Source organism: Streptomyces sp. NPDC016309, from assembly GCF_043077235.1.
Lineage (GTDB): Bacteria > Actinomycetota > Actinomycetes > Streptomycetales > Streptomycetaceae > Streptomyces.
In genome coordinates this window covers 389,854-414,657 of sequence record NZ_JBIBSG010000005.1, presented here as the reverse complement: position 1 = coordinate 414,657, position 24,804 = coordinate 389,854, and the positions used below count along the sequence as shown (strand labels likewise).

Here is a 24,804-nt window from a genome sequence, read left to right as displayed (position 1 = left end):
CATCCCCTCATCTCCAGCCCCCCGGAAACCCGCAAACCTCCGCAAACATCCGCAAGCCCCCGCCGACCCCTCCCAGGAGTCCCGTCATGAACCGCACAGCCCTGGGCGTGCTGGCCTCGGCCGCCGCCATAGCCCTGCTCACCTCCGCCTGTACGGGCTCGTCCGGGCCGGCCGCGAGCGACGATCCGAACGCCCGGGTCACGCTGACCTTCTGGCACGGCTGGTCGGCACCGGGTGAGGTGAAGGCGGTGGAGGCCGCCATCGACCGGTTCGAGGCCGCCCACCCCAACGTCACGGTGAAGGCCGTCCCCAACATCACCGACGACAAGATCCAGCAGGCGCTGCGGGCCGGCGGCTCGAACGCCCCGGACGTCGTGTCGTCGTTCACCACCGACAACGTGGGCAAGTTCTGCTCCTCCGGCGCCTTCGCCGATCTGGCGCCGTTCGTCCAGAAGTCGGGCCTCGACCTGGAGAAGACGTTCGCGCGGCCGCGGCTGGACTACACGCAGTTCGAGGGCAGGCGCTGCACGCTGCCGCTGCTGGGTGACGCGTACGGGCTGTACTACAACAAGGACGCCTTCGAGGAGGCGGGGATCACGGCCCCGCCGAAGACGTGGAGCGCCTTCGACGAGGCCGCCCGGAAGCTGACGAAGACGAAGGGCGACTCCTACGAGCGGCTCGGCTTCATGCCGAACTTCCACGGGTACGAGAGCACCCCGGGCCACCTGGTCGCCCAGTGGAGCCCGGCGTACTTCCACGAGGACGGCACGTCGGCCGTCGCCGACGACCCCGCCTTCGCGGCCATGTTCACCTGGCAGAAGAACCTGGTCGAGAAGCTGGGCGGGTTCCGGAAGCTGGAGGCGTACCGCAGCACCTTCGGTGACGAGTGGGGCGCCAAGCACCCCTTCCACACCGGCCAGGTCGCCATGCAGCTCGACGGCGAGTGGCGTCTGGGCATGACCGCCGACGCCGAGGTGCCCTTCGAGGTGGGCGTGGCGCCGCTGCCGGTCCCCGACGACCAGGCCGCCGACTACGGCAAGGGCTATCTGTCCGGGACGATCGTGGGGATCGCCGCCACCAGCCGGAAGCAGAACGCCGCCTGGGAGTTCGTGAAGTACCTGACCACCGACACGGACGCGGTGGTCGCCTTCGCCAACGAGCTGCGCAACGTGCCCTCCACCAATGCCGCGCTCGCCTCGCCGAAGCTGAAGCTGGACCCGCGCTTCAGGACGTTCCTGGACATCGCCCGGCACCCGAAGTCCAGCACCACCCCGGCGTCCGTCAACGGCGGCGCCTACCAGGTGACGCTCCAGGACTTCGGCTACCGGTACGAGGCGGGGAAGGTGGCCGACCTCAAGGCCGGCCTGGCGGAGACGGCCGCGCGGATCGACACCGACATCGAGAAGGCGAAGTGACGGCCCATCCGCTCCGGGCCAAGCGGGTCCGGGGCAGGCTCCGTACCCTCGCCTTCCTCTCCCCCTGGCTGGTCGGCTTCGGCGTCTTCTTCGCCTATCCGCTGGTCTCGACCGTGTACTTCTCCTTCATGGATTACGACGGTTTCCGGGCGCCGGTCTTCAACGGCCTGGAGAACTGGACGTACGTCCTGACCGACTACCCGGCCTTCTGGCCGTCGATGGCGAACACGCTGTGGCTGGTCCTCGTGATGGTCACCTGCCGGGTCGTGTTCGGGCTCGGCACCGGGCTGCTGGTCACGAAGATCAAGACGGGGGCCGGGGTCTTCCGGACCCTGTTCTACCTGCCGTACCTGGCCCCGCCGGTCGCCGCCACCCTCGGCTTCGTCTTCCTGCTCAACCCCGGTACGGGCCCGGTCGACGCCCTCCTCACCGGCCTGGGACTGCCGTCCCCGGGCTGGTTCAACGACCCCGCCTGGTCCAAGCCGGCGCTGACCGTGCTGGCGGTGTGGGGCGTCGGCGACCTGATGGTCATCTTCATGGCCGCCCTGCTCGACGTGCCCAAGGAGCAGTACGAGGCGGCCGAGCTGGACGGGGCGTCGGCGGTGCAGCGCTTCCGGTACGTGACGCTGCCCGCCATCTCCCCGATCGTGCTGTTCGCGGTGGTCACGGGGGTCATCCAGACGATGCAGTACTACACCCAGCCCCTGGTGGCCGGGAAGGTCGCCTCCGGCGTCATCGGCAACAGCGGCCAGCAGGTCGAACCGGGCTACCCGGAGCAGTCGACGCTGACCCTGCCCCAGCTCGTGTACAACCTCGGCTTCCAGCGCTTCGACTACGGATCGGCCTGTGTCGTCGCCCTGGTGCTGTTCGCCCTCGCCATGGCCTGCACGGCACTGCTGATGCGGCGCCGCGGCGGTCTCGTACAGGTGGGTGACTGACCGCCATGACGCACACGCTCGACACGCCCCCCGGGGTCACGCCGCCGGAGGCCGCACCCCCCGGGGGCGCCCGTCGCGGGGCCTCGCCCGCCGCCCGTACGGCCCGCCGAAGGGCGGTGCTGCACTGGATCGCCGTGCACGCGCTGGGCGTGGCGGCGGCGCTGTTCTTCGTGCTGCCCTTCGTCTTCCTCCTCCTCACCTCGCTGATGAGCGACCAGCAGGCGCTCACCCGCGACCTCACCCCCGACACCTGGGAGTGGGGCAACTACGCCCGGGTGTGGCACACGCCCGGTTTCCTCACCTGGTGGCGGAACACCCTGCTGTACGCCGGGCTGGGCACCCTGCTGACGGTCCTCTCGTCCATCCCCGTGGCGTACGCGCTCGCCAAGTTCCGTTTCCGGGGCCGGCGGGCGGCGCTGATGCTCGTCGTCGCGATGATGATGCTGCCGCCCCAGGTGGTGGTCATCCCGATGTACCTGTTCTGGGCCAAGCAGATGGACCTGTCCGGCTCGCTGTGGCCGCTGATCGTCCCGATGGCGTGCGGGGACGCGTTCTCCGTCTTCCTGCTGCGGCAGTTCCTGCTGACCGTGCCGGACGAGTACCTGGACGCGGCCCGGGTCGACGGCTGCGGCGAACTGCGCACGCTCGTCCGGGTGGTCCTGCCGATGGCCAGGCCGGGCATCGCCGCGGTCGCCCTGTTCCAGTTCTTCTACGCCTGGAACGACTACTTCGGCCCGCAGATCTACGCCTCGGAGAACCCGGCCGCCTGGACCCTGAGTTACGGACTGGAATCCTTCAAGGGCGCGCACCACACCGACTGGAACCTGACCATGGCCGCGACCGTGCTGGTCATGGCCCCCGTGATCCTCGTCTTCTTCTTCGCCCAGAAGGTGTTCGTCGAGGGCGTCACCCTGACCGGAGTGAAGGGCTGAATCGCTGTGAAACTGGCTGTTGTGGGGGGCGGCTCCACCTACACCCCGGAGCTGGCCGACGGGTTCGCGCGGCTGCGCGACACGCTCCCGATCGCCGAACTGGTCCTCGTCGACCCGGCCGCCGACCGCCTGGAGCGGGTCGGCGGGCTGGCCCGGCGGATCTTCGCCCGGCAGGGCCATCCGGGCGTGGTGACCACCACGTCCGACCTGGACGCGGGGATCGACGGCGCCGACGCCGTCCTGTTGCAACTGCGCGTCGGCGGACAGGCCGCCCGGCAGCGGGACGAGACGTGGCCGCTGGAGTGCGGCTGCGTCGGCCAGGAGACGACCGGGGCGGGGGGCCTCGCCAAGGCGCTGCGTACCGTTCCGGTGGTGCTCGACGTCGCCGAGCGCGTCCGGCGGGCCAACCCGGACGCCTGGATCATCGACTTCACCAATCCGGTCGGGATCGTCACCCGGGCGCTGCTGCGGGCGGGTCACCGGGCCGTCGGGCTGTGCAACGTGGCCGTCGGCTTCCAGCGGAAGTTCGCGAAGCTGCTGGACGTCGCCCCGGAGGCGGTGCACCTGGACCACGTGGGGCTCAACCACCTGACGTGGGAGCTGGGCGTGCGGCTAGGCGGGCCGGGCGGCGAGGACGTGCTGCCGAAGCTGCTCGCCGAGCACGGGGACGCCGTCGCCGCCGACCTCCGGCTGCCGCGCGCCCTGCTCGACCGGCTGGGCGTCGTCCCCTCGTACTACCTCAGGTACTTCTACGCCCACGACGAGGTGGTGGCGGAGCTGGCCGGCAAGCCGTCGCGGGCGGCGGAGGTGGCCGCGATGGAGCGGGAGCTGCTGGAGATGTACGCCGATCCGGCGCTGGACGAGAAGCCCGCGCTGCTGGCGCGGCGGGGCGGGGCGTTCTACTCGGAGGCGGCGGTCGACCTGGCGGCGGCCCTGCTGGGCGGCGCGGGGCCGGGGACGCAGGTGGTGAACACCTTCAACCGGGGGACGCTGCCGTTCCTGCCGGACGACGCGGTGATCGAGGTGCAGGCGTCGGTGGGCCCGTCCGGTGCCGTGCCCCTGCCGGTGCCGGAGCTGGACCCGCTGTACGCGGGGCTCGTCGGGCACGTCACGGCGTACGAGGAGCTGGCGCTGGACGCGGCGCTGCGGGGCGGGCGGGACCGGGTCTTCGCCGCGCTGCTGGCGCATCCGCTGGTGGGCCGGTCCGCGACGGCCGAGGGGCTGACCGACCGGCTGATCGCCCACAACCGGGAGTACCTGGCGTGGGCGTGACGGGCGCGGTCCTCGCCATCGACGCGGGCAACAGCAAGTCGGACGTGGCGCTCGTCGGCGAGGACGGCACGGTCCTGGCCGCCGCCCGGGGGGCGGGTTTCCAGCCGCCGAGGGTGGGCGTCGGGGCGGCGCTCGACGTCCTGGCGGCCCTCGTGGAGGAGGTGCTGGCGGGCGCGGGGGCGCCCGCCGGCGGCGTGCGGCACGTGTCGGCCTGTCTGGCCAACGCCGACTTCCCCGCCGAGGAGGCCGAGCTGGCGGACGCGGTGCACGCGCGCGCGTGGGGGCGCACGGCCCGGGTGCGCAACGACACGTTCGCGATCCTGCGGGCGGGCGTGGACGAGCCGCGGGGCGTGGCCGTGGTGTGCGGCGCGGGCATCAACTGCGTGGGCATGCTGCCGGACGGGCGCACCGTCCGGTTCCCGTCGATCGGCCGGATCTCCGGTGACTGGGGCGGGGGTTCGGCGCTCGCGGAGGAGGCGATGTGGTGGGCCGCGCGGGCGGAGGACGGGCGCGGCGAGCCGACGGAGCTGGCCCGGACGCTTCCGGCGCACTTCGGGCTGGATTCGGTGTACGCGCTGGTGGAGGCGCTGCACCTGGGGCGGATCCCGGCCGAGCGCCGGCACGAGCTGACGCCGGTGCTGTTCGCCACGGGGGCGGCGGGCGACCCGGTGGCGCGGTCCGTGGTGGAGCGGCAGGCGGAGGAGGTCGTCGCCATGGCGGCGGTGGCCCTGGACCGGCTCGGTCTGCTGGACGAAGAGGTTCCGGTGCTGCTGGGCGGCAGCGTCCTGGCGGCCCGGCACCCGCTGCTCGACGGGCGGATCACCGGACTGCTGGCGGTGCGGGCGCCGAAGGCCGCCGTCCAGGTGGTCACCGCGCCGCCGGTACTGGGCGCGGCGCTGCTGGGCCTGGACCACGTCGGGGCGTCGGCGCGGGCCCGTGAGCGGCTGCGGGCGCACTACGCGGGGCGTCCGGAGTAGGGAACCGGCGGGGGGCGGCCGGCGTATACAGAGAGGGGATCGAACGGTGGTGCGGACGGGGCGCGGGCACGGGAACAACAAGATCGAGTCAAGCCTGGTGTGAAGACCGGCCCCTCCCGCCATACTGCGAAGAGCGACCGAGGGGGAGGTCACGTGACATACGCACCGGATGCGCCGGCCGCGCCGGGCACCGCACCCGCGCCGGCCGCGCCCGCCGTGCCACCGCCGCCACCGCCGCCACCGGTGGCCCCGCCGGGCCGGGGGGCGTGGGCCACGGGCGCCGCACGGCTGCGTGCCGCGGCGACCACCGAGCCGGGACGGCTCCGGGTCCTGGGTGCCGTACTGGCCGCGCTGGTCGTGACGTTCGGGGCCGTCACGGCGTTCGAGGTCTCCGACCGGGCCGCGGCGGCCGACGACGTGGTGAGCCGCAGCCAGCCGCTGAGCGCGGACGCGGCCGACATCTACCGTTCGCTGGCCGACGCCGACACGGCCGCGGCGAGCGGTTTCCTCGCCGGCGCGCAGGAGCCGGCCGGGGCGCGCGCACGGTACGAGAAGGACGTCACCACCGCGTCGCGGCTGATCGTCAAGGCCGCGGCGAACACGGACGGTTCCTCGCCCTCCGCCCGTGACATCGCCACCCTCAACGAATACCTGCCGCGCTACACGGGCCTGATGGAGCGCGCCCGCGCGGCCAACCGGCAGGGCCTGCCGCTGGGCGGCGCCTACCTGCGGTACGCCAACCAGCAGATGACCACCCGCCTGCTGCCCGCCGCCGAACGGCTGTACGGGGCGGAGACCGCCCGGCTCGACCGGGACGACCGGGACGCGCGGGCCTGGCCGTTCCTGTCGGCGGCCACGGGCCTGGTGGTGCTCGCCGTCCTCCTGTGGGCGCAGCGCCGCACCTACCTGCGGACGAACCGGGTGTTCAACCACGGTCTGCTGGCGGCCACGGCCGCGTCCGCGGTGGTGCTGCTGTGGCTGGTGGCCGGGCACGCGGTGGCGCGCGCGGAGCTGACCGAGGCGCGGGCGCACGGCCAGGAGTCGCTCGAGGTGCTGAACGAGGCGCGGATCAACTCCCTGAAGGCGCGCGCGAACGAGAACCTGACCCTGGTCGCCCGCGGCGCGGTGCTGACCGAGGACGGCAAGGGCGACAAGTACGAGACCGACTACGGCACGGGCATGAAGAGGCTGACCACCGCGCTGGGCGAGGCGGGCCGGCTGGCCGACGACGACGCGGGCGCCACCCCGGTCGCGGAGGCCGCGCACCGCGTGGCCGAGTGGAGGCAACGGCACAGGGCCGCGCGGGAGACGGACGACGCGGGCGACTTCGAGGGCGCCCTGGCCCGGGTGATCGGGGCGGAGGACTCCACCGGGGAGTCCTTCGACCGGGTGGACGCGGCGCTGGACACGGCCCTGGACCATGAGCAGGGCGAGTTCACCCGGGCCGCGCGGGACGGGCGCGGGGCGCTGGCCGGCCTGCCGGCCGGGGCGGCCGTCCTGGCCGTGCTGGGCGCGGCGGGGGCCGTCATGGGTGTCAACCGCCGGCTGTCGGAGTACCGGTGAGGGCGAGGGGAGGCAGGATGAGGGCCAACGACGACACGCCGCCGCGGCCGGCCACCGACGGGGCGGTGACGCCCGGACCGGCCACCGCCGGGCCGGTTCCCGCCCCGGGCCCCGACGGGCCCGGGGCCCCCGGCACGGGCGGGGCCGCCGGCCGGCGCCGGGCCCGGGGGGCCGGGCGGCTGCGCGGCTGGGGCGGGGTCGCGGCCATGGCCGTGGCGTGCGGGCTCACGGCCGCGCTGACCCTGGTGCCGCTGTCCCACGGCCGCCTGGGCGCCGCCCAGGCGTCGGGTGCGGGCGGCGCCCTGCCCGTGCGGGCCGACACCTGCCGGGACCCGGAGGCCTCGCTGCCGCCGTCCACCGCCGGCGGACCTGCCGTCGACGCCATCAAGGCGCGCGGCAAGCTGGTCGTGGGCGTGGACCAGAACAGCTACCGGTGGGGGTACCGCAACCCGGCGACCGGGAAGCTGGAGGGTTTCGACATCGACCTCGCCCGGGCCATCGCCGAGGACATCCTCGGCAGCCGGGACGCCGTCGTCTTCCGTGCCGTCCCCACCAACCAGCGGATCGCCGCGCTGGAGAACGGGACGGTGGACCTGGTGGTGCGAACGATGACGATCAACTGCAAGCGGATCAAGCAGGTCGCCTTCTCGACCGCCTACTTCCAGGCCGGCCAGCAGGTCCTGGCGCCGGCGGACTCCCCGGTCAAGGGCTACGACGCGTCGCTCAGGGGCCGGCGGGTGTGCTCGGCGGAGGGATCGACGGCCTACGAGGCGCTGGAGCGGAACTCGTTCGGCGCCGTCTTCAAGGACGCGCACGACGGCGGGCCGGAGGACGAGGACGTCCACACCGTGCCCAACCAGCTCGACTGCCTGGTGCGGCTCCAGATGGGCGAGGTGGACGCCGTGGTGACGGACAACGCGCTGGCGGCCGGCCAGGCGGCGCAGGACCCGGCCGTCACCCTGAAGGGCAAGCCGTTCACCACGGAGTACTACGGCGTGGCCGCCAAGCTCGGCAACGACGACCTGGTGCGGCGCGTCAACCAAGTGCTCGTCGACTACCGCAAGGGGCCCTGGACGAAGGCGTACGACACCTGGCTGCGCCCCGTCCTGCCCGGCATATCCGGGCCGCCCGCGCCGAAGTACCGCACCAACTGACCTGCTGACCCGCGTGTACGACTGGAGAGGTGATCGATGGGCGTCACGGGACCCCCTGGGCCGGTGATGGACCGGGACGAGGTGGACCGTGCGCTGGCGCGGCTCGGGGCGGAGCACAAGGCGGTCGAGGACTCGCTGCTCGCCCTCCAGGACCACGCGGGCCGCCGGCTCCTCGAAGGCGCCGAGCTGACCGGCACCACCAAGGACCGCTGGGCCGGCACCGAGCGGGCGATCACCCTGCTGTGGACGTACTTCGACGTGTACACGGCCGCGCTGCACGAGGCGCGCGAGGTGCGTGCCCGGCGCCGGTGGCCCGGCCGGGAGGAGCTGGCCGAGCTGACGGAGCGGCTGCGCGGGGAGAGCGTGACGGTCCCGGGCGGGGCGACCCTGCTGGCCGAACGGTTCACCCTGGAGCGGCTGGTGGAGCGGATGAACGAGCTGTACGCGAGCTCGCTCGACATGGTGGTGACGGCCGACGCGGTGTGGTCCGCCCTGCCGGCGCGCATAGACCTGCTGGCCGCCGAGCTGAACCGCACACGGTCGCTGGCCCACTCCGTGGGCGTACGGCCCGGGGAGCACCCGGCCGGTGACGACCTGGAGTCCATCACGCACGAGCTGGTGACCCTGCGGTCCCAGGTGGTGACCGACCCGCTGGCGTTCTGGCGTCCGGCGGCGGGCAGTTCGGCACCCGGTGGCGGGCGGCCGGACACCGACCGGTACGACCGGGCGGCCCGCGCGCTGGAGGACGTGCGCCGCGAGATCGAGGCGGTGCTCCAGGTCCGGCAGGACTCCGAGGCGCGGCTGCTGCGGCTGCGGGACGTCCTGTCGCGCGCCGACCGGACGCTCACCGAGGCGCGCGCGGCCCGGGGCGAGGTGCTGGCGAAGATCGCCGCCTCGGAGGTGCCGGTGGTCAGCGGTCCGCCGACCGCGCTCCAGGAGCGGCTGGCGACGGCGGCCGAGTACCGGCGGCACGCCCGGTGGCACCGGTTGTCGCCGTTGCTGGAGGCGCTGGAGCGGGAGGCCGAGGACGAGTTGCTGCGGGCCCGTGAGCAGTTGACGGCCGTGACCGCGCCGCTCGCGGTGCGGGCGGAGCTGCGCGGCCGGCTCGACGCGTACCGGGCGAAGGTCGCCCGGCACGGCCTGGCGGAGGACCCGCTGCTGATCGAGCGGTACGACGTGGCCCGCCGGATGCTGTGGAGCGCCCCGTGCGACCTGCGGGCCGCCGAGCAGGCGGTGCTGCGCTACCAGCGCGCGGCGGCGGAGGCGCTGTCCGGGGCGGGGCCCGTGGACCGTAGGGGGAGCCAGTGAAGACGTGTCAGCGGCCCGGGTGCGAGGGCTCGTACGAGGACATGGGCGGCGGCGAGCTGTACTGCGACACGTGCGGGCTGGCGCCCGTGGTGTCGCCGTCCGGGATGGTGTCGTCGCCGCCGACGGGCGTCGCGGGCGGGGGCCGGGGGTCGACCGGCAGCTCGCGGTCGTCGTCCCGGTCGTCGCGGTCGTCCCGCGCGTCCCGGCGCTCGGTGTCGGGGCGCCTGTCGCGTGCGCTGTCGGGCGGGTCGGTGTCGTCCCGGTCGGTGTCGGTGCGCAGTTCCGGCGCGTCCAGCGGCCGGTCGGGGCGGGGCAGGCTGGGCGCGGGGCTGGTGTCGGTCCCGTCCGTGCCGCGCCCCGATCCCCGTTCGGTGGTGATGGCGCGGCCGGAGGTGCCCGAGCGGAAGCGATTCTGCTCGCGGTCCGACTGCGGGGCGCCGGTGGGGCGGGCGCGCGGTGACCGGCCGGGGCGTACGGAAGGGTTCTGCACCAAGTGCGGCCATCCGTACTCCTTCGTCCCCAAGCTGCGCGCGGGGGACGTGGTGCACGGCCAGTACGAGGTGGCCGGGTGTCTGGCGCACGGCGGGCTGGGCTGGGTCTACCTCGCCGTGGACCGGGCGGTGTCCGACCGGTGGGTGGTCCTCAAGGGCCTGCTGGACACCGGTGACCAGGACGCGATGGCGGCGGCGATATCGGAGCGGCGGTTCCTCGCCGAGATCGAGCACTCCAACATCGTCCGCATCTACAACTTCGTGGAGCACCTGGACCAGCGGACCGGCTCCCTCGACGGCTACATCGTCATGGAGTACGTCGGCGGCAAGTCGCTGAAGGACATCGCCAACGAGCGGCGCGGGCCGGACGGGCGGCGCGATCCGCTGCCGGTCGAGCAGGCGTGCGCGTACGGCATCGAGGCGCTGGAGGCGCTGGGGCACCTGCACGGCCGGAACCTGCTCTACTGCGACTTCAAGGTCGACAACGCGATCCAGACCGAGGACCAGCTCAAGCTGATCGACATGGGCGCGGTGCGGAGGACGGACGACGACGAGTCGGCCATCTACGGCACGGTCGGCTACCAGGCGCCGGAGGTGGCGGAGGCCGGTCCGTCGGTCGCGTCGGACCTGTACACGGTGGCGCGGACGCTGGCGGTGCTGACGTTCGACTTCCAGGGCTACACGAACGTGTTCGTGGACTCGCTGCCGGACCCGGACGACATCGAGGTGTTCCGGACGTACGAGTCGTTCTACCGGCTGCTGGTGCGGGCGACCGATCCGGACCCGGCGCGCCGGTTCGCCTCGGCCGAGGAGATGGCCGACCAGCTCACGGGCGTGCTGCGGGAGGTGGTGGCCGTCCAGACGGGCCGTCCGCGCCCGGCCCTGTCGACGCTGTTCGGCCCGGAGGTGCGGGTGCCGGACACCGAGCTGTTCGCCGCCGCGGAGGGCGAGGTGTCGGACCTGGGCGCCCGGGAAGCCCCCCGGGGCGGCGGGTTGTTCGCCCGCGCCCGTACGCCCGCGCGGCCGCCCGTTCCGGGCGGGGTTCCCACGCCGCGCACGGAGGCGGCGGGCACCCCTGCCGCCGTCACCCCGCCGCTCGCCCCGCTCGACGCCCGGGCCACCGCGCTGGCGCTGCCGGTGCCGCACGTCGACGCGGGCGACCCCAACGCCGGTTTCCTGGCCGGTCTGATGGCGTCCGCGCCCGCCGAGCTGATCGCCGCCCTGCACACCGCCCCGGCGAGCTCCCCCGAACTGCGCCTCCGCGAGCTGCGCGCCCGCCTGGAGATGGGCGACGCCGGCTCGGCGGGCCGGGCGCTGGACGACCTGGAGGCGCGGCACCCCGACGACTGGCGGGTCGTCTGGTACCGGGGGATCGCGTCCCTGGCGTCGGGCGACGACGCGAACGCGGCGCTGTCCTTCGACGCGGTGTACGACGCCTTCCCCGGCGAGCCGGCGCCCAAGCTCGCCCTGGGCGTCTGCGCCGAGGTGCTGGGCCAGTTGGACAACGCGGCCGAGTACTACCGGCTGGTGTGGACGACGGACCCGAGCTACGTGAGCGCCGCGTTCGGCCTGGCCCGGGTCCGGCTGGCCGCCGGTGACCGGGCGGGTGCCGTGGCCGTGCTGGAGTCGGTGCCGGAGGCGTCGATCCACTACACGGCCGCGCGCGTGGCGGCGGTACGGGCGAGGCTGCGGCGCCGCTCCGCCCGGGAGCCGCTGCTGAGCGACCTGACGGCGGCGGCCGAGCAGGTGTCCGCGCTCCAGCAGTTCGGGCTGGACGCGGTGCGCCGCGAACAGTTGTCCACAGAGGTGCTGGGCAAGGCGCTGGACTGGGTACTCTCCGGTAGTCCCGGAGCGGGGACCGTACGGACCCCGCTGCTGGGAAGCGAACCGGACGAACGCGGCCTGCGCTTCGGACTGGAACGCTCCTACCGGGTGCTCGCCCGGCTCGCTCAGCGCGGCGAGGAGAGGATCGACATGGTGGAGCGGGCCAACCGCTTCCGCCCCCGGACATGGGTGTGAATGATGTCGCAGAGGCACCAGCCGTCCGCCTGCCCCAGCTGCGAGGAGCCGCTGGAGCCGGGTGACCTGTTCTGCGGAGCGTGCGGGTACGACCTGTCGGCCGTACCGCCGCCGCCGGAGGACCGTCCGACGATGGTCATGGGCGCCCCCGCGGGCGGCGCGGCCTGGCCCGCCGTCCCGGCCGCGCCCGGACGGGACCAGCAGGTCGGCGCTCCGCCGGCCGGCCGGCCCGCCCCCGGCCCCTCGGCGGTGCGGTTCGACGCCCGCGCCGCGGACGCGGGCGCCGGTGACTTCGAGTTGCCTGCTCCCGGCCAGGCGGCGCGCCCGGCGCCCGCGCCCGGGACGGCCGCCGGGCCCTGGGGCCCCGCCGCGCCGGCGCCTCCGCCCGCCCCGGTGGCCGGCGCCCCCGCGCCGCCGGTCCCGCCCGCACCGCCCGTCGTCCCTCCCGTCCCTCCCGTCCCTCCCGTCCCGCCGGTCCCGCCCGCGCCCGCGCACTCCGTGGCGCCCGCTCCGGACGACACCCCGGCCCCGGCCGCCCATGCGGGCGGGGCCCCCGATCCGCGGGAGGCCGAGCACACGGCGACGCCGCCCGCCGGGACCAGGCTGTGCGTGGCCTGCCGGGCGGGGCACGTGGATCCGGACGGGTACTGCGAGAACTGCGGGCACGCCCAGCCGCGCGAGCGCGACCACATGGAGGAGGAGCTCGGCGCGGTGGCCGCCGTGAGCGACCGCGGGCTGCGCCACCACCGCAACGAGGACGCGTTCGCGGTGTCCTCGACGGCCCTCCCGGACGGTTCGCCGGCCGTCGTGGCGATCGTCTGCGACGGCGTGTCGTCGGCGACCCGGCCCGACGAGGCGTCGGCGGCCGCCGCGGCCGCCGCCAGCGAGAGCCTGCTGGCCTCCCTCCCGCGCGGTACGCACCCGCAGGCGGCGATGCACGACGCGATCGTGGCCGCCTCGGAGGCGGTCAACGCGCTGGCGGCCGCGGACGGCGGGCAGGACGCGGGCGGGGCCATGGAGCACGACCCGCACCACCACCGCAACGCGCCGGCCTGCACGCTCGTCGGAGCGGTCGTGGCGAACGGCCTGCTGGTGGTCGGCTGGGTCGGCGACAGCCGCGCCTACTGGGTGCCCGACGACCGCGGCGCTGCGCCCGCCCGGCTCACCGAGGACGACTCGTGGGCCGCGCAGATGGTCGCGGCCGGGCTGATGAACGAGGCCGAGGCGTACGCGGACGAGCGCGCCCACGCCATCACGGGCTGGCTGGGGGCGGACGCGTACGAACTGGAGCCGCACACCGCCGCGTTCAAGCCGGACCGTCCCGGTGTGGTGGTGGTCTGCACGGACGGCCTGTGGAACTACGCGGAGGGGGCGGAGGACATGGCGCGGGTGGTGCCGCCCGACGCGGCCGGCCGGCCCCTGCACGGCGCCCAGGTCCTCGTCGGGCACGCGCTCGACGGCGGGGGCCACGACAACGTAACAGTGGCGGTCGTGCCGTTCGCCGTGGCGCCCGGAGGGGCAGGATCGGCCTGACCGTTCCGCCCGACGACCAGCCCCCTACCTCCCTCCGCCCGTCGCGCGGGCGTCCGACCACGTCCTGAGGAGCCGATCAGATGGCGAACTTCTCCAAGCCGAACGCGCCCCGGTTCTCGGTGGACGTCTACCAGAACGAGTTCCTGCCGGAGGGCGGCCGCGAGGTCAACGCGATCGTCACGGTCACCGCCGCGGGCGGCGGCACCGGCGGAGGGGTGGCGCCGGCCGGGGCGTCGGTCTCCCCCGCGCACATACCGGGACAGGCGCCGACCGCCGCCGTGGTGGTCATGGTCGACTGCTCCGGCTCCATGGAGTACCCGCCGACGAAGATGCGCAACGCCCGGGACGCCACGGCGGCCGCGATCGACACCCTCCGCGACGGTGTCGCCTTCGCGGTGGTCGCCGGCACGCACGTCGCCAACGAGGTGTACCCGCGGGGCGGACGGCTGGCCGTCGCCGACGCCCGGACGCGCGCCGAGGCGAAGGAGGCGCTGCGGAAGCTGGGCGCGGGCGGCGGCACCGCCATCGGTACGTGGCTGACGCTCGCCGACCGGCTGCTGGCCACCGCCGACGTACCGATCCGGCACGGCATCCTGCTGACCGACGGCCGCAACGAGCACGAGTCGCCCCAGGACCTGCGGGCCGCCCTGGACGCCTGCGCCGGGCGCTTCACCTGCGACGCCCGCGGGGTGGGGACCGACTGGGAGGTCAAGGAGGTCACCGGGATCGCCTCGGCGCTCCTCGGCACGGCCGACATCGTCGCCGACCCGGCGGGCCTGGCCGCGGACTTCACGCGGATGATGGAGACGGCGATGGGCAAGGAGGTCGCCGACGTCGCCCTGCGCCTGTGGACCCCGGTCGGGGTGGAGATCGTGTTCGTCAAGCAGGTAGCGCCGGCGGTCGAGGACCTGACGGACCGGCGTACGGAGGCGGGGCCGCGGGCCGGGGACTACCCGACGGGTTCATGGGGCGACGAGTCCCGCGACTACCACGTGTGCGTCCGCGTGCCGGAGGCCGGTATCGGCCAGGAGATGCTCGCGGCGCGGGTCTCGCTCGTCCTTCCGGACCCGGCGGGCGGCACGCCCCAGGCCCTGTCGCAGGGCCTGGTACGGGCGGTGTGGACGGACGACATGGTGGCGTCCACCTCCATCAATCCGCAGGTCGCGCACTACACGGGGCAGGCCGAACTGGCGCATGTCATCCAGCAGGGGCTGGATGCCCGCAAGTCGGGCGATTTCGATGGCGCAACGGCGAAGCTCGGCCGGGCCGTGCAGTTGGCCGCCGCCTCCGGCAACGCGGACACCGCGAAACTCCTTTCGAAGGTGGTGGACGTGGTCGACGCGGCGACAGGTACTGTGCGACTGAAGGCGAAGGTCGCGGAAGCGGACGAGATGACGCTCGAAACGCGCTCCACGAAGACCGTTCGCGTCAAGAAATAGGTCACGATCTGCTCGGCCCGCGGGGCCGGACGAGGAGAGGGGGAAGCGCCGACATGCCGACCTGCCCGAACGGACACCAGTCGGGTTCCGACGACTGGTGCGAGGTCTGCGGCCACCGCATGGCCGGGGCGGGCGCGCCTGCGGGTGCCGTTCCGCCGCCGCCTCCCCCGCCGCCCCCCGCCTACGGCTACCCGGGCCCCGGTGGCCCCGGCGCTCCGGGCCGGCCGGGTGGCCCCGGCGGTCCGGGCGGCTTCGCCGGGGGCGACCCGAACGCCACCGCGCAGGCGGAGCTGTGCCCCCAGTGCCGTACGCCCCGTGAGGCCATGGCGCCGTTCTGCGAGGAGTGCCGGTGGAACTTCCTCACCAACACGGCGACCTCGTACACGCCCCTGGCACCGCCCCCGCCCCCCGGCGGCCAGGGACGCCCCGGCGGCCCCGGTGGCCCCGGCGGGCCGCCGCCCGGGCTGAACCTGCCGCCCGGCTTCCAGTCGCAGCAGCAGCCGCAGCCGCCGCGCACCCCGGACCCGTACGAGTACCAGGGCTCCCGCCCGTCCCAGGTCAACCGCCCGGCCGAACCGCTGAACCCGGAGCCGTCCGCGCCCCAGCGCCCGCAGCAGGGGCAGCCGCAGGGCCCGCCGCCGGTTCCCCAGGCCTTCCAGCAGCCGCCCGGCGCGCCGCGGCCTCCGCAGGCGTTCCAGCAGCCCGGCCCGCCGCCCCCGCCGCAGCCCCAGCCGCCGCAGCCGGCCGCGCCGACCGGTGGTGGCGGGGACGACTGGATGCTGCCGCCGCCCTCACAGGCCCAGGCACCCCACGCCCCGGCGCCGCAGGCCCCGGAGCGCCCGGAGCAGCAGGAGGCGCCCCGTGCGCCTCAGCAGCCCCAGCACCCCCAGGCCCCGCAGGCGCCTCACGCACCGCAGGCGCCCCAGGCACTCCACGCACCGCAGAACCCGCACGGCCCGCAGGCGCCCCATGTGCCGCAGAACCCCCACGGGCCGCAGAACACGCATACGCCGCAGAACACGCACGCCCCTCAGGTGTCCCAGGCCCCGCAAGCGCACCAGGCTCCGCAGCCGCCGCAGTACCAGGCGGCGGCTCCGGTGGGCTGGACGGCCGTCGTGGCGCCCGACCGTGAGTACTTCATGGCGATGATGCAGCGCAGCGGCCCCGAGGCCGCGGGGCTCAACCTGCCCGCGTACTCCCCGGAGCAGCGCCTGCCGCTCTCCGGCAACCAGATCAGCATCGGCCGCCGCCGGCACTCCACGGGCGAGTCCCCCGACATCGACCTGTCCGTGCCGCCGGAGGACCCGGGCGTCTCGCACCACCACGCGGTGCTGGTGCAGCAGCCGGACGGTTCCTGGGCGGTGGTCGACCAGAACTCGACCAACGGCACCACGCTCAACGGCGCGGAGGACCCGATCCAGCCGTACGTCCCGGTCCCGCTCAAGGACGGCGACCGGGTGCACGTGGGCGCCTGGACGACGATCACCATCCACCGGGGCTGAGCCGCGGGCGGACCCGAGGCCGGGCGGTTCCGGCCGGCCCGGCCGCGGGTCCGCCGGAACCGCCCGGCGGTTCCCGGCCCCCGGGCCAAGGACCTAGGGCCCGGGTCCTCGGCCGGGGCGTCTGAGACGATGGACCCGTGAATGAGATCCCGCGCGGCACGCTTCAGGAGCAGACCTTCTACGAGCAGGTCGGCGGCGAGCCCACCTTCCGGCGCCTCGTCCACCGTTTCTACGAAGGGGTCGCCGAGGACCCCCTGCTGCGGCCGATGTACCCCGAGGAGGACCTGGGGCCGGCCGAGGAGCGGCTGGTGCTGTTCCTGATGCAGTACTGGGGCGGCCCCCGCACCTACAGCGACCACCGCGGCCATCCGCGCCTGCGGATGCGCCACGCCCCGTTCACCGTGGACCGGGCGGCGCACGACGCGTGGCTGAAGCACATGCGGGCGGCGGTCGACGAGCTCGGCCTGTCCGAGGAGCACGAGCGGACGCTGTGGAACTACCTGACGTACGCCGCCGCGTCGATGGTGAACACCGCCGACTGAGCCGTACGCACGCTGGGTGACCGGTAAGTGACAGAAAAGGTTCCGGCCAACTCTCCCCTACCCGGTCCCCAGCGGCATCGCCGACCACCTAAATTCACAGTCGCAACACATCGAACGGGCATCCGCAGTCGGCGGGTGCCCCTCGTCTTGTGGAGGTGCGGCGTGCGACGGAGGACCGTGCGGCTCGGAGCCGTGGCGATCGCGATGGTGACGGCTCTCCTGGGGGCCGGTACCGCCTTCGGTGACACGTTCTATGTGTACGAGGGCGAGGACTTCGGCTACATCGGCAGTGACCACAAGTACGCGGGCGTCTGCGACCGGGAGTACGACGGCTTCAACGTCTACGTCAACTTCCGGCGGACCACGCCCGACACCGTCGTCCGCATGGAGGAGACGGGCGGTTACTGCAAGCACTCCACGAGCGGGACCTACCCCATCCACACCCTCCAGACGTGCGAGAACCGTCCGCTCGTGTCGGACGCGTGCTCCGCCTGGAAGCGGCACCCCTGAGCACGATGACCGCCCCCACCATGACGGTCACCTGGCCGGCCCGCGAGCCGGGCGGCCGGACCGTGCCGCGCGACGCCGTGACGACCGCCCGCCCCGGCGCCTCCGTCGCCGTCACCGGGCCGAGCGGCGGCAGCGCATGAGCCGCGTACGGGACGCCGACCGCGTCCGGCGCCACGGCACGACCGCGCTCCCGCCCGCCGCCGGCCACCGTGCCCCCGCCGGGGCGGCCCGCCGGCCCGACCCCCGGGCGACCGTCCGGGCGCTGTGCCTGGTGCTCACCGCCATGGCCGCGACGCTGCTGGTGTGGAGCGGGCAGACGGTCCACGCCGGGTACGGCGGGCGGGAGGCGCGCGTCGCCGCCCGGACGCCCGTGCCGGCCGCGCCCGGCACACGGCCGGCCGCCTGGTGGAACCAGAGCGACGACAGCTGGCGGGACCGGCACTTCTCGGTGGTGTACGTCGAGCCCGCCGTCCCGTCCGCCCAGCCGCCGCCCGGTCTGCCCCGCTGGCCGGCCCCGGGCGAGGCCTTCGTGTCACCGGCGCTGCTCGCCGTCATGCCGCCGGCCGCCACCCGGTTCGGCAGGCTCGCGGGCACGGTCGCCGAGGAGGGGCTGGCCGATCGTGGGGAGCTCTTCGTGTACGCCCGCCCGCCGGCCGGCGTGGACGTCCGGGGGCAGGCGGCGACGCTCGGCGTCACCGGGTTCGGCACCGGCCGGCCGGCCGCTCCCGGGCCCTTCCTCAGCCAGTCCTTCGACCGGCCCGAGGGCGATCTGTACGGACTGCTGGCCGCCGGCCTCGGGCTGCCGGTCACCGTCCTGCTGGTGGTCTCCTCCCGCCTCGGGGCCCGGCGGCGGGACAGCCGGCCGGCGGTCCCGCACGCGCCGGGCGCCGGGCGTCCGGTCCGCGCGAGCGCCGCGGCCGGTGGGTCCGCGCGGCCGCTGGCGGCCGGCGTCCTGCTCACGGGGGTGCCGCTGGCGGCGCTCACCTGGACCGGCGTACGGCTGCCGCTGACCGGTCATGAGGTGGCGGCCGGCGATCTGGCGCCGCTGCGGTGGTGGTTCCCGCTCTCGCTGGTCGTCGTGTGGGCGGCCCTGTGCCTGCTGCTCGCCGGGCTGCGCCTGCTGTCCGCCGTGCCCCGCCCACGGGTGCGGCGCGCGCGGCCGGGGCGGGGCGGGGAGGGACGGGCGCTGCCGTCGTCGTGGCCGGGCGTGCTGTGCGGGACCGGTGCGGCGGCCGTGGTCCTCGGGGCGGCGGCCGGGCCCGCGACGGGCACCGGGCTGTTCCTGCTGGGCGCCGGCCTCCTGCTCGTCGGTCTGCCCCCGCTGCTGGGGCGGGCGGCCGCGCGGGTGCCCCTCCGGCTCACCGCGCACGGCACGGCCGACGCGGCCCGGCTGGCCGGCGGGCGCTGGGCGGCCGCGAACCCGGCGGTGATCGCCCGGGCGGGCGCGGGACTGGTGGTCATGCTGGGGCTGGCAGCCCAGGCCGTGGTGATGGTGACCGACCTGTCGAGCGGGGCCAGGAACGCCACCGTGCTCGGCGAGCGCCTGGGCGAGCGGCTCCTGGAGGTGCGCAGCGCGCCGGCGGACGAGCGGGCGCACGCCCGGTTCGTGGCCGCCCTGGCGCCCGGGGACCGGGTGCTGCGGGTGCTGACGGACCCGGGCGCCTCCGGTGGCGAGCCTGTGCTGCGCGGCGACTGCCGGGACCTGGCCGCCCTGGGGGCGATGCGCTCCTGCCCCCGGGAGCGCGCGCTGCCGGTCCGTGAGGTGTACGGCGCTCGTACGCCCCGCACGGAGGCGCTGCGGTGGATGGGCTTCGGACCGGTGCTGGTCCAGGCGTCCGGGTCCCGGGCGCGGTTGCCGGCGGGACGGGGGCCCTTCGTCGTCCTGACGAGCGGCCCCGAGGGGCGTGAGCGGGTGGAGCGGGCGGCCCGCGCCACGCTGCCGCTCCCCCATGTCGGTGTCCCGGGTGAGGGTGACGTCATCGGTGGCCGGGCCCGCGCGCGGCAGGCGGACTGGGTGCTGCTGGTGGCGGCCGCCGGGTTCCCGCTGCTGGCGCTCACCGGCGCGGCCGGGCTGCTGCACGCCTTCCTCGACCGGGCCGACGGACCGCGGCCGCCGGCCGGCCGCACCTCGGGGGCGCGGTTCCACCTGCGGGTCGCGTGGTGGGGCATGGGGGTGCCGATGGCGTACGCGCTGGGCCTTGCCACCCTGTTCGCGGGACTGCTGGCGGGAGTGAACCTCGGTTTCCTGTCCCCGTCGGGGAGTTCACCGCTCGGACTGCTCGGGGCGGGCCTCGGCGTGGCGGTCGCGGTGTGCGCGGCGGCGACCGTGGCCGGCGGGCTGCTGGCGGCCGGGGCCACCCACCGGTGCCTGCCGCGCGGCGACTGACCGCGCCCCCGGGCCGTACGGCCGGGCGGCCCCACGGCCGGGCGGCCCCACGGCCTGGCGGACGTACGGCCGTTGGCCGCGCGGTCGTCATGGCGTGGGTACGGAGGACTCGGCCTGCTGGTGCGGGAGGGCGAGTTGATGGCGCTGGTGGGCGCCTCGGGCAGCGCCGGGTCGACGCTGATGAACATCCTCGCGGGCCTGGACGTGCCGACCGCGGGCGCGGGGAGGGTGGCGGGCCGCGACCTGCTCCCGACGGACGCGAAGGCGCGGCTGCGTCACCGGCGCGAGTGGTGGGCTTCGTCCACCAGCAGACCGCCAATGGAGCAGCGGGTGCCGCTGGAGATGGAGACGGACCACATCGCGGTCCGCCCGGACGACGCGCCCTGACGCGGCCGGGTCAGACCGCGGTGACGGTCAGGCCGGTCCCGATCCCCGCCCCGCGGACGGCGATCGATCCGTACGGGGTGCGCAGCCGCAGCCACGAGCCGGTGGCGAGCAGCGCCACCGGTACGTCGTGCGGCGGCAGGAATCCCAGGGACTGGGCGGCGTGCACCGCGCGCAGCGGCAGTCCGGTGCCGCCGACGGTCCGGGTCCAGATCTCGCGGCCGATCCGGTCGCGCTCGGCGCGCGTACGGTGCTCGGCCGGCAGGGCGCCGTCCCGCTCCCGGAACTCGGTCACCGCCGCGGCGACCGCGCCGCGCAGCTCCGCGGCGCCGGGGAGCCCGGGGACCTCACGCCAGCCGGCGCGCGGGGGCAGGAGCCCGGCCCAGGGCGGGCCGGTGACGGGGGCGGGCACCATGGCCTTGCCCGCCGACTCCTCGATGCCGTCCAGGAGTTGCCCGGCGGACACGGTGACGTCCAGCGGGCTGTCGTCCAGCAGGGCGGCCGTGCGGATGGCCAGTACCTCGAAGCTCGGCGGCCGTCCGAACACGGCCAGCGCCCCGCCGCCCGCCTGGAGGCGGACGGCGGCGGCCCGGTCGTAGTGGATGAGCCGGGCCAGGAAGGCCGCCAGATCGGCCGCCTCCCTGGCGTCGGCGAAGTGCAGCGGCGGAGTCATGCCGCGGCGGCCTCACCCGGGGAGCGCATGCCGTCGTCGACGTACTCCTCCAGGAAGGAGCGCTCCTCCGCCGTGATCCGGCGCGGGCGCTGGGCCTCCAGGTCGAACGGCACGACGACCGTCGAGGCCCGTACGTACACCTGGTCCGGGTCCTTGATCTCGTACGCGATCGTCAGCGACGCCGCGCCGATCTTGGTGACCCACGACTCGATGGTCACCGGCTCGTGCCGGTGGACCAGCGGCCGCAGGTAGTCGATCTCGTGCCGGGCCACGACGGACCCGCCGGAGAACGAGGGGGAACCGTCCCCCGGCGCGAGCCGGAACATGAAGTCGATCCGTGCCTCCTCCAGGTAGCGGAGGAAGACGACGTTGTTGACGTGCCCGAAGGCGTCCATGTCCGACCAGCGCAGGGGACAGCTGTAGAGGTGACGAGCCACTGTCGCTGCCTCAGCCCCGGGTGAGCTTCTTGTACGTGGCGCGGTGCGGGCGTGCCGCGTCCGGGCCGAGGCGCTCGATCTTGTTCTTCTCGTAGGACTCGAAGTTGCCCTCGAACCAGAACCACTTGGAGTCGCCCTCGTACGCCAGGATGTGCGTGGCGACCCGGTCGAGGAACCAGCGGTCGTGGGAGACGACCACGGCCGCGCCGGGGAACTCCAGCAGCGCGTTCTCCAGCGACGACAGGGTCTCGACGTCGAGGTCGTTGGTCGGCTCGTCGAGGAGCAGCAGGTTGCCGCCCTGCTTGAGGGTGAGCGCCAGGTTCAGGCGGTTGCGCTCACCGCCGGACAGGACGCCGGCCGGCTTCTGCTGGTCCGGGCCCTTGAAGCCGAACGCGGAGACGTAGGCGCGGGAGGGCATCTCGACCTGGCCGACGTTGATGTAGTCCAGTTCGTCGGAGACGACGGCCCACAGCGTCTTCTTGGGGTCGATGTTGGCGCGGCTCTGGTCGACGTAGCTGATCTTGACGGTCTCGCCGACGCGGATGGCGCCGGAGTCCGGCTCCTCCAGGCCCTGGATCATCTTGAACAGCGTGGTCTTGCCGGCGCCGTTGGGGCCGATGACGCCGACGATGCCGTTGCGCGGGAGGCTGAAGCTCAGGTTGTCGATGAGGACCTTGTCGCCGAAGGCCTTGTTGAGGTTCTCGACCTCGACGACGACGCTGCCCAGACGCGGGCCCGGCGGGATCTGGATCTCCTCGAAGTCCAGCTTCCGCATCTTGTCGGCCTCGGCGGCCATCTCCTCGTACCGGGCGAGACGGGCCTTGGACTTGGCCTGCCGTCCCTTGGCGTTGGAGCGGACCCACTCCAGCTCTTCCTTGAGCCGCTTCTGGCGCTTGGCGTCCTTCTGGCCCTCGACCTTCAGACGCGAGGCCTTGTTCTCCAGGTAGGTGGAGTAGTTGCCCTCGTAGGGGTGGGCGCGGCCGCGGTCGAGCTCCAGGATCCACTCGGCGACGTTGTCGAGGAAGTACCGGTCGTGGGTGATGGCGACGACGGTGCCGGCGTACTTGGCGAGGTGCTGCTCCAGCCACTGCACGGACTCGGCGTCCAGGTGGTTGGTGGGCTCGTCGAGCAGCAGCAGGTCGGGGGCCTCCAGCAGCAGCTTGCAGAGCGCGACGCGGCGCTTCTCGCCACCGGAGAGGTTGGTCACGGGCCAGTCGCCGGGCGGGCAGCCCAGGGCGTCCATGGCCTGCTCGAGCTGGGCGTCCAGGTCCCACGCGTTGGCGTGGTCCAGCTCCTCCTGGAGCTTGCCCATCTCCTCCATGAGGGCGTCGGTGTAGTTCGTGGCCATCTCCTCGGCGATGGCGTTGAACCGGTCGAGCTTGCCCTTGATCTCGCCCACGCCGTCCTGGACGTTCTCCAGGACCGTCTTGGACTCGTCCAGCGGCGGCTCCTGGAGCAGGATGCCGACGGTGTAGCCGGGCGACAGGAACGCGTCACCGTTGGACGGCTGCTCCAGACCGGCCATGATCTTGAGCACGGTCGACTTACCGGCGCCGTTCGGGCCGACCACACCGATCTTCGCACCGGGCAGGAAGCTCAGCGTCACGTCATCGAGGATGACCTTGTCGCCGTGCGCCTTGCGCGTCTTGCGCATCGTGTAGATGTACTCAGCCAAGAGAAACCGTCCGGCAGTCCGAGAGTGGGCAGATACACCCCATCTTGCCTGACGTCCACCCCGCGAAGGAAACCCGTATGGCGTCGGGCCCGCTTCCCGGACGCCCTCCGGCGGGGCGGGTGGCGGCTCGGGCACGCCGCGTGGCGGCGCGGGCCCGCTCCGGGCGGGGTGGACGCCGCCCGGCCCGCCGGGGGTGTGCCGGGCCGGGCCGGAGCGGGTCGTCCGGGTCAGTCGTCGGCGCCGGGGGTCCGCTTCTTGCGGAGGAGGAAGACCGCGGCCCCGCCGATGACGACCATCGTCAGGGCGATGCCCGCGATCATCGGGGTGGCGCCGGAGGCTCCGGTCTCGGCCAGGTCGGGGCCGTCCACCGGGGTGCCCGGACCGGCCGAGGTGCCGCCGGCGGAGAGGGGGCTGGGCCCCTGCGGGCCGGCCATGGTGACGGCGGCCGAGCCGGTGGTGCGGCAGTCGAGGACGCCGGTGAAGGTGCGGTGGAGGCCGCCCGGCCCGGTGATCGTGAACTCGTACGTCCGGTCCTCGGCGACCGGGACGCTCACCGTGCGCGTCCCGCCGGCCCCGACCGTGTACGTCACGCCCATGAGTTCGAAGCCGAAGGCCGCGTCGCCCTTGTTGGCGACGGTGACGTCCACGGTGCCCTCGGCGCAGTTCTTCTCGGCCGTCAGCGCCGGGATGGCGCCCGCGGTCGCCCAGGTGGCGGTGGCGGTGGCGGAGACGGTCGACTCGCTGGAGCCGGCCAGGATCTGCGTCTGGCTCTTGGTGACGCCGGTGAAGGCGCGGCCGACCGGCACGGACGTGGTGGCCTGCACGGTCAGCGCGGCGGAGCCGTCGGCGGCCTTGGCGGGCACGTCGAAGTAGAGCCGGCTGCCGTCGGCCGCCGACACCACCGGCCTGCCCTTGGCGTCGGTGATCCTGATGCCGCTGGCGGCCGCGTCGGCCGGCGGGGCCACCGAGACCCGGCCCGCGTCGGTGCGGACGGTCACGGGGCCGATCCGGGTGCCGGCCGGGCCCGACACGGCACCCGGCTCCAGGCTGAGCGACGCGCGCGGTTCGGCGGCCGTCCCGGCCTCCTTCTCCAGCCAGTCGGCGAGCTTCTCGGCCGCCGGGTCGAGGGCCTGCACCTGGGCGTTGTCGGAGTACCGCCAGATGGCGACCTGGGTGCCGGCGGCGGCGGTGGCGGCGGTCAGCGGCCCGGTGCCGGCGTCGGAGGCCAGCCCCACCAGGTCGTCGACCTGGGGGTAGGAGTGCTGGAGGATCCACCGGATCCGGCCCGCGTCCCTGTTGGCGCCGAGGGAGGTCTGGTCCCAGGAGGTCTCCAGATAGCGGGCCTTCTCCTGGGTGGGGTTGTGGAGGTCCACGCAGTAGGTCTTGAGGGTGCCGCCGCCGTCGACGGTCATCTCGAACAGGCCGGCCGGGATCTGCTGCCTCTCGCCGTCGACGCGGAGCACCGCCTGGTCGAAGGTGGTCAGCCCGTTGAGGGTGGCGGCGGCTCCGCCCCGGTGCTGTGGCGCCTCGTCGGCCGCGGCGGCGGACGCCCCGGCTATGACTCCCCCGGCGACCAGACCGGAGGTCACGACCGCGGCGAGGAGGCGGGCGGCGCGCCCCCTCCGCCTCCGTACAGAAAACGCAGCAAACACAG

Annotated in this window: 20 protein-coding genes and 1 pseudogene; 17 read left to right on the top strand and 4 right to left on the bottom strand. The window is 74.6% G+C overall.

What is annotated here, in order from left to right; genetic code table 11:
• The first annotated feature begins 86 nt into the window (after positions 1-86).
• The 17 genes and pseudogenes from ACF068_RS15490 to ACF068_RS15410 all read left to right on the top strand — a co-directional run.
• Positions 87-1,415 carry an ABC transporter substrate-binding protein gene (locus ACF068_RS15490; RefSeq protein WP_392274742.1) on the top strand — a complete coding sequence of 443 codons (1,329 nt, stop codon included), beginning with the start codon at positions 87-89 and terminating at the stop codon, positions 1,413-1,415.
• Positions 1,412-2,353, top strand: a complete 942-nt coding sequence (locus tag ACF068_RS15485) for a carbohydrate ABC transporter permease (RefSeq protein ID WP_392274741.1) — start codon at positions 1,412-1,414, stop codon at positions 2,351-2,353. The genes ACF068_RS15490 and ACF068_RS15485 overlap by 4 nt, the downstream gene beginning before the upstream one ends.
• 5 nt (positions 2,354-2,358) lie before the next feature.
• Entirely contained in the window at positions 2,359-3,285 is a 927-nt protein-coding gene (locus ACF068_RS15480) for a carbohydrate ABC transporter permease (RefSeq protein ID WP_392274740.1), read from the top strand.
• 21 nt (positions 3,286-3,306) lie between these two features.
• The gene (locus ACF068_RS15475; protein ID WP_392274876.1) at positions 3,307-4,557 is read left to right on the top strand and encodes a 6-phospho-beta-glucosidase; all 1,251 of its coding nucleotides are present in this window, start codon (positions 3,307-3,309) and stop codon (positions 4,555-4,557) included.
• On the top strand, positions 4,548-5,534 hold the full coding sequence (locus ACF068_RS15470; protein WP_392274739.1) for an N-acetylglucosamine kinase: 987 nt from the start codon (positions 4,548-4,550) through the stop codon (positions 5,532-5,534). The genes ACF068_RS15475 and ACF068_RS15470 overlap by 10 nt, the downstream gene beginning before the upstream one ends.
• A 153-nt stretch (positions 5,535-5,687) precedes the next feature.
• Positions 5,688-7,097, top strand: coding sequence for a hypothetical protein (locus ACF068_RS15465; protein ID WP_392274738.1), 1,410 nt, complete (start codon positions 5,688-5,690; stop codon positions 7,095-7,097).
• Positions 7,098-7,303: 206 nt separating this feature from the next.
• Positions 7,304-8,251: a glutamate ABC transporter substrate-binding protein gene (locus ACF068_RS15460; RefSeq protein ID WP_392274875.1), complete on the top strand. Its 948-nt coding sequence runs from the start codon at positions 7,304-7,306 to the stop codon at positions 8,249-8,251.
• Positions 8,252-8,287: 36 nt separating this feature from the next.
• On the top strand, positions 8,288-9,559 hold the full coding sequence (locus ACF068_RS15455; protein WP_392274737.1) for a hypothetical protein: 1,272 nt from the start codon (positions 8,288-8,290) through the stop codon (positions 9,557-9,559).
• 41 nt (positions 9,560-9,600) lie between these two features.
• A complete protein-coding gene (locus ACF068_RS15450; RefSeq protein WP_392274874.1) occupies positions 9,601-12,069 on the top strand; it encodes a tetratricopeptide repeat protein in 2,469 nt (822 codons plus the stop codon).
• Between the two features lie 3 nt (positions 12,070-12,072).
• A complete protein-coding gene (locus ACF068_RS15445) occupies positions 12,073-13,602 on the top strand; it encodes a PP2C family serine/threonine-protein phosphatase (protein WP_392274736.1) in 1,530 nt (509 codons plus the stop codon).
• Positions 13,603-13,682: 80 nt separating this feature from the next.
• Positions 13,683-15,041, top strand: coding sequence for a VWA domain-containing protein (locus ACF068_RS15440; protein WP_392274735.1), 1,359 nt, complete (start codon positions 13,683-13,685; stop codon positions 15,039-15,041).
• A 53-nt stretch (positions 15,042-15,094) separates the two neighbouring features.
• Positions 15,095-16,543, top strand: coding sequence for an FHA domain-containing protein (locus ACF068_RS15435; protein WP_392274734.1), 1,449 nt, complete (start codon positions 15,095-15,097; stop codon positions 16,541-16,543).
• Positions 16,544-16,680: 137 nt separating this feature from the next.
• Complete coding sequence (locus ACF068_RS15430; RefSeq protein WP_392274733.1) at positions 16,681-17,085, top strand: globin; 405 nt, start codon at positions 16,681-16,683, stop codon at positions 17,083-17,085.
• 162 nt (positions 17,086-17,247) lie between these two features.
• Entirely contained in the window at positions 17,248-17,595 is a 348-nt protein-coding gene (locus ACF068_RS15425; RefSeq protein WP_392274732.1) for a hypothetical protein, read from the top strand.
• A 5-nt stretch (positions 17,596-17,600) separates the two neighbouring features.
• Positions 17,601-17,735 (top strand): hypothetical protein, encoded by a 135-nt coding sequence (locus tag ACF068_RS15420; protein WP_392274731.1) that lies wholly within the window; start codon positions 17,601-17,603, stop codon positions 17,733-17,735.
• Positions 17,732-19,981 carry a hypothetical protein gene (locus tag ACF068_RS15415; RefSeq protein ID WP_392274730.1) on the top strand — a complete coding sequence of 750 codons (2,250 nt, stop codon included), beginning with the start codon at positions 17,732-17,734 and terminating at the stop codon, positions 19,979-19,981. The genes ACF068_RS15420 and ACF068_RS15415 overlap by 4 nt, the downstream gene beginning before the upstream one ends.
• A 105-nt stretch (positions 19,982-20,086) precedes the next feature.
• Positions 20,087-20,298, top strand: a pseudogene (locus ACF068_RS15410) (ATP-binding cassette domain-containing protein); the annotation flags it as partial.
• Between the two features lie 80 nt (positions 20,299-20,378).
• Here the strand turns inward: ACF068_RS15410 and ACF068_RS15405 are convergent.
• From ACF068_RS15405 to ACF068_RS15390, 4 genes are all read right to left on the bottom strand, one after another.
• On the bottom strand, positions 20,379-21,038 hold the full coding sequence (locus ACF068_RS15405; protein ID WP_392274729.1) for a hypothetical protein: 660 nt from the start codon (positions 21,036-21,038) through the stop codon (positions 20,379-20,381).
• Positions 21,035-21,475, bottom strand: a complete 441-nt coding sequence (locus ACF068_RS15400; RefSeq protein WP_189551530.1) for a thioesterase family protein — start codon at positions 21,473-21,475, stop codon at positions 21,035-21,037. Before ACF068_RS15400 ends, ACF068_RS15405 begins: the two co-directional genes overlap by 4 nt.
• Before the next feature lie 10 nt (positions 21,476-21,485).
• Entirely contained in the window at positions 21,486-23,150 is a 1,665-nt protein-coding gene (gene ettA / locus ACF068_RS15395; protein WP_392274728.1) for an energy-dependent translational throttle protein EttA, read from the bottom strand.
• Positions 23,151-23,377: 227 nt separating this feature from the next.
• Entirely contained in the window at positions 23,378-24,802 is a 1,425-nt protein-coding gene (locus tag ACF068_RS15390; protein WP_392274727.1) for a Cys-Gln thioester bond-forming surface protein, read from the bottom strand.
• Between the last annotated feature and the right edge of the window lie 2 nt (positions 24,803-24,804).